Consider the following 8,921-nt stretch of genomic DNA (forward strand, 5'->3'; position numbering starts at 1 on the left):
AATGCACTCGGCGAAATGACTCATGCTGTGTCTCTTGCCACAGTTCCTTAAGGATCATCAGCCGAGTGTTGCCGCCGGACTCCACCATGAAGAGTTCGTCACCGGGACGCCGGGTCACGGTGAGTGGATTGTTGAGGCCGCCCTGGGCACGGATCGAGTCCTTGATGTCGTGATAACGGGGATTGATGGCGCGCCGGGGATTGCGGTCGTACGGCTTGATCCGCTCGATCTCCAAGAACATTTGGGTCGTAGTGAGTGGATCGGTAGTGGGCAAATCCCGGCTGGTACCGAAGTTTCCCTCCAATAAGAGGCCGCGCACATCGGGGATGGTAGTCTTGCGGCTCATGGCGCGCCTGTCACGCCTTGTTCGGCGGTAACAGCTCGGCGAGCTTCAGATGAGGAAACAGCTCGACCACCAAACCCAGCATCGTATCCAGAGCGGTGGGGGATTGATTTCTGGACCTGCGCTCCGACCGGTGGACCGGTTGCTTGTATGTGGCAGCTTCCCGATAGACTACCGAGGCCGGAATCACCGCATCCAGAATGGTGATGGCGCCTTTGCTGGGAAGATAGGCTTCGCTGCGTAGCTCTTCAACGATGCGGCGGGCGTCCACCGTGCGGTCCTGTCGGTAAATGACACCACGCAAAGGACCGATGGGGGCACCGAGGTAAGCCATCGGTTTCAATCGCTCCAGCATGGCTACCGTGCCGCGCACGAATTCGCGGGCGGAAAGAATTTCCGGTGGAATCGGAGATAACAGCAGATCGGCGGCAGCAACCGCTGCATCCTGGAGAGGCCCCACCGCACCCTGGGTATCGATCAGAATGAAATCATAAATTCCGTCGAATCGCGCCAGGATATGTTTCAATCGCACCCGGCCATCCACCGCGTCACGAATCCAATCCCGCAGTTTTCCGTCGGGATCGTCGGAATACACCAAGTCCAGACGATCCAGATCGGTTCGGCTGATGACGGTTTCGGTGCTGGCTGCCACCATCAATTCAGTCAAACCGTGAGGCGCCACCGATGCCAATCGGTAGTAGCCGGACAGAGTAGGCTGAGGATCTGCATCGATCAAAAGGACCTTCTGCCCCAAGTCGGCCAGCAGCGCTCCCAGATTTGCGGTCAAGGTGGTCTTGCCGACGCCCCCTTTGGTACTGGTGATGGTAATGCAGATCGTCATGGAGCCCTCACGCTTATCGTCGGTCTATCCCCATCCGGTATCGTCACGCGATCAGGGGTGCTTGGTTACCGAACTGGTCAATGATTTTTCGCCTTACCGCATCCGGTCGAAGCGCTCGCTGTCCTTTCAAGTGACCAATACGGGGCGTGGTACACTTCGCCTTCTTCCCGGATACTTACTCGGCCTCTTGCACGGACAGGATGGCTTGGGCTCGCCCGGAGGAAATCAACCCAAGAGGCTTGAAAAATACCTAAAAGGTATTCATATTGTCAATAACTATACCGCTGCGACAAATTACCGTAGCGGTCAAAAATAGACCGTTCTGGCATGAGAATTGAAGAGATCAGGCGACAAAATCTGATATGGCTGATCGAGCAGGACTATCAGGGGATCGATGCTAACCTGGCGCGAGCTTTAGCTATTCAAGCGTCGCAGATTTCACGGATCTTTAGCTCCAATCCTGCGCACCGGCGCAATGTTGGACGAAATCTGGCGCAGAAGATCGAGAGGATTACGGGGAAACCGGATGGCTGGATGGATTTGGTTCATGAATTTGTCGACTACGAGGCAGGGATACAACGAACGCGCCACGCGCCGGCTGAAAAGAGACCCCCTCTACCGCACTCGAACGTGGCGACCGTCCCTCCCATCAAGCGGGTGGTCCCCTTGATCGGCTGGAATGAGGCAGGACGCTGGTCCGAGATCAAGGATGGACAACAAGCTCTGGAGAAATACCTCTGCCCCGTCGAGTGCAGCGAACACACGTATGTGCTGCGCGTCACAGGAATCAGCATGGAGCCACGCTTTCGCGATGGCGAGTTAATTTTCGTCGACCCTGCGGTTCCGCCGGAACACGGCAAATTCGTCATCGTTCGCCTGGAAGCCGACCAGGAGCCCGTGTTTCGACAGCTTATCATCGAAGGCGGCAGACGTTACCTGAAAGCGCTCAACGAAGACTGGCCGGGACGCGTGACGGAGTTGGGGGAATCGGCCGTCTATTGTGGGGTCGTCATTTTCAAAGGCGAGAAGATCTAACCGCCCCTCGGCCTCTGCTGCTCCTTCCGCCTGTCGGAAAATCGGTCTAGAAAAAAGGTAACCCGCCTTGGTCCTGGCGCCGTTCTCTTGCGACAGCGCGCTGCTTGTGCAACTCGCTGAAACGAGGATACCATAAAGGTATTTACTGAATAGACCATTATGGTATTATCTGCTCCGATCCCATTCATCGAGTCCGAGTTTTCGGAGAGAGTCTACTGTGACGTCCCCGCCCGAGCCTCTGTTGTGGAGCATTGACGAGACCGCCCGCCAGATGGGTGGGCTGTCGACCCGCACCATCCGCAGATTGATCGATCGCGGCGAAATTCCGATCGTCAGGATCGGAAGAGCCGTGAGAATCCCCGCCCAGGCTGTCCGTACCTGGATAGAAGACAAAACTCAATCTGTGCATAATGGCCACCGCGCGGGGAATGTGCGACAGGAGATGAGCACATGCGCAAATTCAAAGAAGGTATTTATGAGCGGAAGGACTCGCAGTTCTTCTGGGCTTCGTTCACAGACGCAAGCGGAAAGAGAATTAGGTGTTCTACTGGGATTGTCAGGAGTCGAGGAAGTGAAGGGCGGCGCGAAGCGAACGCGCTCCTGAGTAAATGGAAAACGGAGGTCTACGAGGAAGTCAAGTGGGGACGAAAGCCCGATGGCAATGAGGAATGCGACATTTCCTTTGATGCAGTCCTCTTGGAATATTTCAAAGCGAGGCCTGTTACGTCGAAAGTGAAAAGCACTGCTCGCCATCTTTATCTGGCTTTTCAAGGGCGGAGCATCACGTCGATAGAAGACTTGGAGGTCAAAGCCTACATCAGGCAAAGACAAACTCATGGCGCCTCGCCCGCCACCATCAATAAGGAAGTTGGACTGTTTTGTGCGGCGATAAATTACTGTCGCGATGAACTCGGATGGAAAATTCCGAATCCTGCCGCGAAGAAGAAACTTCGAGAGCCTCAAGGTATAACGCGTTGGATAACGCCAGATGAGGCGCAACAGCTCATTGCTGCCGCGAGAGACAATCGTCGCGCACCTTGGTTGGTGGACTTCGTCCGCTTGGCGTTGAACACGGGTTGTCGACTCGGCGAAATGCTCTGGTTGACGTGGGATCGCGTTGATTTTCAAAACAACCTGATTTGGCTCGGTGAGCAGGACCAGAAGGGTCGTAAGGTCAGCACCGTACCGATTAATCAGGAGGCGAGGGGTGCGCTGCTATCCAGGGCCAATTTCAGGGCCGGCTACTGCCCGGAGAGTCCCTGGGTATTTTGCCGAAAGGACGGCGAGCGATTGACCACGCTTCGCCGTTCGTTCAAGTCGGCAATAAAGAAGGCAGGGATCAAAAAATTTAGGATTCACGACCAGCGTCACACCTTGGCCAGCTGGTTGGTCATGGACGGCGTACCGTTGTATACCGTTCGAGATGTCCTTAGACACAGCTCGATCAAGATGACCGAGCGCTATGCTCATCTCAGCCCGGAGAATACCAGGGCTGCGTTGAGCCTCGTGGATAAGTCACGAAATAGTCACGTTGACGGTCGTGAAAGACCATCAAAGCTTGGCTAAGTGATTGATTCGGTTGGCGCCCCGGATACGATTCGAACGTACGACCTTCCCCTTAGGAGGGGGACGCTCTATCCTACTGAGCTACCGGGGCGGAGCGGATTGATTTTGCCGTAAAGGCTTTTAGATCAGGCGGATAGCTTTAAAAAAGCGGCTATAGTGTACCTCTAAGACCCGCCCGAAGGCCAGTAAATTCATATTTTGCCGCGTGATTTCGACTGCATTCTCCCGCAAAGGCGAGGGGGAATACCCTTGAGCGTCCGGTCAATCGTTGGGATCGTCGCAGGCTTCCCGCAAGGCGTCCAACGCCGTAACCAGGGCAGTGAACGGAATCAGGGAGACTTCCGTAGATTCGTTGAGTTCCCGTCCGAATCGGCGCAGTTTCGCCAGGCGTTGTTGGAGACGCGGTCCGGTGAAAAATGCGGCCGGATCGCGTAATCCGGCGCGCAGCATGGCAAGGCTGAAGCGAACCGAGCCGGACTTCAGCCGTTCCAGTAATGCAGTTTGTACCCGGCGTTCCCAGCGGTTGCGGGGTTTTACGTCATCGAGCCGGGGAATCAGCCGTCTTAAGTCCAGATAGTCGGCGACCGCATCGTTCAGTTCGGCTACCTTTGAAAGCGGCTCGCCCGTGCGGGCGGTCAAGTCGACCAAGGCCGGAAAGTTGTGCAGCCGTTCCATGAGCGCCATGAGACGGGCTTCTTCTACAGTGAAGCCCAAAGCTTCCGAATCCGAGATACGCTGCTCGTAATCCGGGAGCTCGCTCGTTGCGAGACTTTCCGCCAGATAAGCTAGATGCTGTGCCAGGTCCGTGCGCCACAGGGCTACCGATTCGGGACTCGGATGCAGCGCTTTGCCTTTTTGCAGCGCCCAGAGGCAGAACGAGTTCAGAAGGCTTTCCAAACGCAGCAAAAGCTCGAGCTGCCGAGCGGCTGCGATTCGATCGTCCAGAGCGCAGATCTTGTAGCGCAACGTACGTCCGTCGAGTACACGGTCGAACAGGAGATAAGCCCTGACGGCTTGATTGAGGAGAGAGGGCTCGAGTTCGTCGACCCAAACCAGAAAGCCCGCGCCGGCCTGGTTGATGAGCGTGTTGCAGATCACCGTGGCGGTGATTTCCATGGCGAGCGAATGTTCGTCGAGCGCTTCGGCGAAACGCTCCCGTACCGCGGCCGGAAAATAGCCGGCCAGGCAATCCCCGGCCCAGGATGCCGACAGAAACTCGGGGTTATCGAAGAAAGCCCGCTTCAAGGCTAGTTTGGCGTAAGCCATCAATACCGCGAGTTCCGGTCGGGTCAAGGCTTGTTGGGAGCGTGCCGCGATGTCCTTGCGGGACGGAAACGACTCCACCGCCGGGTCGAGCAGTCCAGCGTTGATCAGGCGCGCGGCGGCTTCGAGGAACGGTTCCGCATCCTGTAGGCAGCGTTGGTGGTCCAGCGAGAGACAGAGACTTTGCCAATAATTGTTGGCCAGGACCGAACGGCAAACATCGTCCTTGACTTCCGCCAGCCATCGGTCGCGTTCCTCCCGGTCGGCGATCAGTCCTTTGTGTTGCAGAAGATTCATGAGGATCTTGAGATTGACCTCGTGATCGGACAGATCTACTCCGCCCGAGTTATTGATCGCGTCGGTATCGATGCGCCCTCCGCTCAGAGCGTATTCGACACGGGCGAGTTGGGTGAAGCCGAGGTTGGCCCCTTCGCCGACGACTTTCGCCTTGATCTGGTTGGCGTCGACGCGGGTGCTGTCGTTGACTTTGTCGCCGACGTCCTCGTTGGTCTCGGTGCTCGCTTTGACGTAGGTTCCGATGCCGCCGAGCCAGAGCAGATCGACCGGAGCAGTCAGCATTAGCCGGATCAGTTCTTCGCCGTCGACCGTGACGTGGTGCACCCCGAGCCACTCGCGGACGTCCGGAGAAAGTGGAATGTCCTTCGCATCGCGCCGGAACACGCCGCCGCCGGGCGAGATCAAGCCGCGGTCGTAATCGTCCCAGCTGGAGTAGGGAAGATCGAACAGGCGCTTTCGCTCTCGATAGGACTGCGCCGGGTCGGGACTCGGATCGAGGAAGATATGGTTGGCGCTAAAGGCGGCGCGCAGGCAAATCTTGTCGGACAGCAGCATGCCGTTGCCGAACACGTCGCCGTCCATGCTGCCGATGCCGATCACCGTAAACGGTCGGGTGTCGATATCCTGGCCCAATTCGCGGAAGTGCCGTTTCACGCACTCCCAGGCGCCGCGGGCGGTAATGCCGAGCTTCTTGTGGTGATAACCATGCGAGCCGCCGCTGGCGAAGGCGTCTCCGAGCCAGAATCCGTACTCCGATGCGATGATATTGGCGCGATCCGACAGCCGCGCCGTCCCCTTGTCCGCGGCGACCACGAGATAGGGATCGGCATCGTCGTGGGGCACGACCTCGGAGGGGGCCGTCACGACGGTGCCTTGTAGATTGTCGGTCAAGTCCAAGAGCCCGCGAATCAGTGTGGAATACGCTTCCTGGACCAGCCGCTCGCGATCGGCCGGATCCCGCGCCGTCTGCTTGACGATGAATCCGCCCTTGGCCCCGTGCGGAACGATCAAGGAATTCTTGATCATCTGAGTTTGCATCAGATCGAGAATCTCGCTGCGGAAGTCGTCCGGCCGATCCGACCATCGGATGCCGCCGCGAGCCACCTTGGCCCCGCGCAGGTGTATGCCTTCCATCAGCGCCGAATGGACGTAGATTTCGAACAACGGCCTCGGCGCCGGCATGTTGATGATCCCGAGGCTGCTGATTTTGAAGGCGACGAAATGGTCCGGCTGATCCATCCTCCGGTAGAAGTTGGTCCGCAGCGTGGCGTCGATGAGGTTGAACAGATCGCGGAGGATGCGGTCCTCGTTCGAATCTTCCACCTCGTTCAGCGACGAGCCCAGTTCCATGCGGATCGGCAACATGGCTTCGTCCTCGCGCCGGGCGAGATCGATCCAGCGCCTGTCGGGCTTGAAGCGGCTCTCGAAATAGTGAAAAAGCAGCAGGGCCGTTTTGGGATTGTTGAGCAGCGCCTGATGAAAGCGGAAACGGCCGAAACGGCTGCCGAGCTGAAAATAGTAGTTTCGGTAAGCGCGGAAGACGTCGATTTCCTTCCACGAAAGCCCCGTCAGCAGCAGCAAGCCGTTGAGGGCATCGTTGTCCGCCCGTGCCGTCAGCAGTGCCGTGAAGGCCTCCAGCAACGGCTCTTTGACGGGTATCAGGGAATCGAAACCGTCCGCGGCGGGCTTGACCGAGAAGCTGCGGATATAGATGCGCTGCGATCCGATCTCGCCCCTGAACTGAACCTGATCGACCACCCGTAAGTTCAGGTCCTGGAGGATCGGAATGATCTCGTCCAGGCTCCGCTCGCGCAGCCCGTAAAGCTGAAGGCGATGGAACGGATCGCCGAGTTGCCGGTCGGGTTCCCACAGGTCGACGGCTTCCCGGCCGGTTCGGATGACTTGTTCTACCTTGAATGCGTCACGAGTTGCCAGCTGTGGAGGAACGAGCGCGCGGTATTCGGCGGAGAAAGCCTGCTCATAAGGAAACGAGGGGGCGGTTTGATGGAATTCCCGAGCGGCCTGGTCGAGAAAAATTCTGAAGCTGCGTTCCCAGGGCATAGTCTTTTTCTCCTGCCGAATCGGAATGCCGGTTGTATTCGCGGCTGGGATGGTTAGAGTTTCGCCGCATCCGAGTTCGGCCGATTGATGAGGTCTAGGCCAGCCTCTTGTACATTTCCAACACGTTGCCGTTGTCCGCCTTACGGTAGCTGACCCAATCCATAAATGTCCGCATAAAGAAAATGCCTCGGCCGCGTTCGTTCAAGGCATCGAGATTAGGAGGCGGTACGGCATTCAAATCGAAACCCTGACCATGGTCGTATACATAAATCCGGAGATCCTTGTCTCTTATGCGCATGCACACCCTAACGGTCTTGTTCGCGTCGCCCGGTGCCGCATGCTGAATGGCGTTGACCATCGCTTCGGTCAAAACCAGGTTGAGATGATAGGCAAGCGCATCGCGGTCGCCGGTGTAGACATCCAAAGTCTTGGCCACCTGTTCGGCGATATTGCCGATTAAACTCAAATACCGAGTTTGGTTCGGGACCACAATTTCGACGTTGATAATGTCGGTTTCGCCGCCCATCGAAATCTCCTGGCTAGTTGCTGCTCGGTACCTCCCCAAGGCTGGGATAGATATCGAACACCCGGTGCAAGCGGGTAAGCTCGAACATGGATTGTACACGCGGCTGTAGTCCCGCCAGTACGAAGCTGCCGGAACGCAAGGAAGCGTTCTTGTAACCGGACAGCAAAGCGCCCAAGCCTGAGCTGTCGATGAAACGGACGCCCGACAAATCGATAACCAAGCGCGTGTGACCGTCTTCCAAAAGCTTGAGGATGTAATCCTTCAGTTCGCCGGAGTTGTGCGCATCGAGGCGCTCTTCCTTTAGGCTGAGGATGGTCCTGCCGTTACGATTTTCAGTCGAGATATTCATCGTTTGGCTCCAGCATCCGCAATTGTTTCTATAGGACAAGTTGCACGGAGAATAATAACGTGGAATTCATCGGCAAAGACATAGGCGCAAAGTTCTTGTAGGTAAGTTTTCGCGCCGAATACCGGCGCGGCAATCGGGTCGTGTTTCAGCGCCTTGTAATCCGGGGACTTGTGACGATTGCGAGTCGTATCGAGAGCAGATCTTGCAGCAGCTTACCGTTCACATGTTCTTATCGGGCCGGAACTACCGGCGTGAAACGATTGGTTTAATTACTTAGACGGCGGCAATGAGTTAAAAATTCACGGAGCCACGTTTCTTTGAAGTCCTCCAGATTCCAGCTCCGCCGGACGAGCAGCCGGTAATGCGCGGGCGGAACGATATAAACTTCCGCATCGGCTTGAATCCCCGTGCGGGTGACCACGGTCAGGGTTTCGCGCCGATAAAAGTCGTCCTCGAACGCGTCCAGATCTTTAAGCGCGCGTGCCGAGACATCTTCGTAGAGTACACCGTCGGTAAAGCTGCCCGTCTCTCTGCGAAGTCCTGGATAGACCCGGTTGCGAATACGATAGCGGGCAAAACCATGTAACCGGGCCGGTTGCGATGGGAAAACACTGCCGGTGACGGCTCGCATTACCTCCGG

Annotated in this window: 8 protein-coding genes, 1 tRNA gene and 1 pseudogene; 3 read left to right on the plus strand and 7 right to left on the minus strand. The window is 57.0% G+C overall.

Going from position 1 to position 8,921, the window contains the following annotated elements:
- Positions 1-346: pseudogene (locus ABJK70_RS16235) on the minus strand (hypothetical protein); the annotation flags it as partial.
- A 10-nt stretch (positions 347-356) separates the two neighbouring features.
- Positions 357-1,184, minus strand: coding sequence for a ParA family protein (locus ABJK70_RS16240; protein ID WP_347258480.1), 828 nt, complete (start codon positions 1,182-1,184; stop codon positions 357-359).
- On the opposite strand from ABJK70_RS16240, the gene ABJK70_RS16245 reads away from it, so the two are divergent.
- The 3 genes from ABJK70_RS16245 (at position 1,171) to ABJK70_RS16255 (ending at position 3,785) form a co-directional block, all read left to right on the plus strand.
- Positions 1,171-1,500, plus strand: coding sequence for a hypothetical protein (locus ABJK70_RS16245; protein WP_143735214.1), 330 nt, complete (start codon positions 1,171-1,173; stop codon positions 1,498-1,500). The two genes, ABJK70_RS16240 and ABJK70_RS16245, sit on opposite strands and share 14 nt — an antisense overlap.
- Positions 1,501-1,511: 11 nt before the next feature.
- On the plus strand, positions 1,512-2,219 hold the full coding sequence (locus tag ABJK70_RS16250) for a S24 family peptidase (protein ID WP_347258481.1): 708 nt from the start codon (positions 1,512-1,514) through the stop codon (positions 2,217-2,219).
- 450 nt (positions 2,220-2,669) lie between these two features.
- Positions 2,670-3,785, plus strand: a complete 1,116-nt coding sequence (locus tag ABJK70_RS16255) for a site-specific integrase (protein WP_347258482.1) — start codon at positions 2,670-2,672, stop codon at positions 3,783-3,785.
- A 14-nt stretch (positions 3,786-3,799) separates the two neighbouring features.
- On the opposite strand, the gene ABJK70_RS16260 is transcribed toward ABJK70_RS16255, so the two are convergent.
- The 5 genes from ABJK70_RS16260 to ABJK70_RS16280 form a co-directional block, all read right to left on the minus strand.
- Positions 3,800-3,876: transfer RNA gene (locus ABJK70_RS16260), tRNA-Arg, on the minus strand.
- A gap of 170 nt (positions 3,877-4,046) precedes the next feature.
- Positions 4,047-7,406, minus strand: a complete 3,360-nt coding sequence (locus ABJK70_RS16265; protein WP_347258483.1) for an NAD-glutamate dehydrogenase domain-containing protein — start codon at positions 7,404-7,406, stop codon at positions 4,047-4,049.
- 94 nt (positions 7,407-7,500) lie between these two features.
- Positions 7,501-7,932 carry an ATP-binding protein gene (locus tag ABJK70_RS16270; RefSeq protein WP_156879738.1) on the minus strand — a complete coding sequence of 144 codons (432 nt, stop codon included), beginning with the start codon at positions 7,930-7,932 and terminating at the stop codon, positions 7,501-7,503.
- A gap of 13 nt (positions 7,933-7,945) precedes the next feature.
- Positions 7,946-8,281, minus strand: coding sequence for an STAS domain-containing protein (locus tag ABJK70_RS16275; RefSeq protein ID WP_077731446.1), 336 nt, complete (start codon positions 8,279-8,281; stop codon positions 7,946-7,948).
- A gap of 265 nt (positions 8,282-8,546) precedes the next feature.
- A partial coding sequence (locus ABJK70_RS16280) for a gamma-glutamylcyclotransferase family protein (protein WP_347258484.1) occupies positions 8,547-8,921 on the minus strand: 375 nt, incomplete at its 5' end.

The organism is Methylocaldum sp. (assembly GCF_039794385.1).
Lineage (GTDB): Bacteria > Pseudomonadota > Gammaproteobacteria > Methylococcales > Methylococcaceae > Methylocaldum.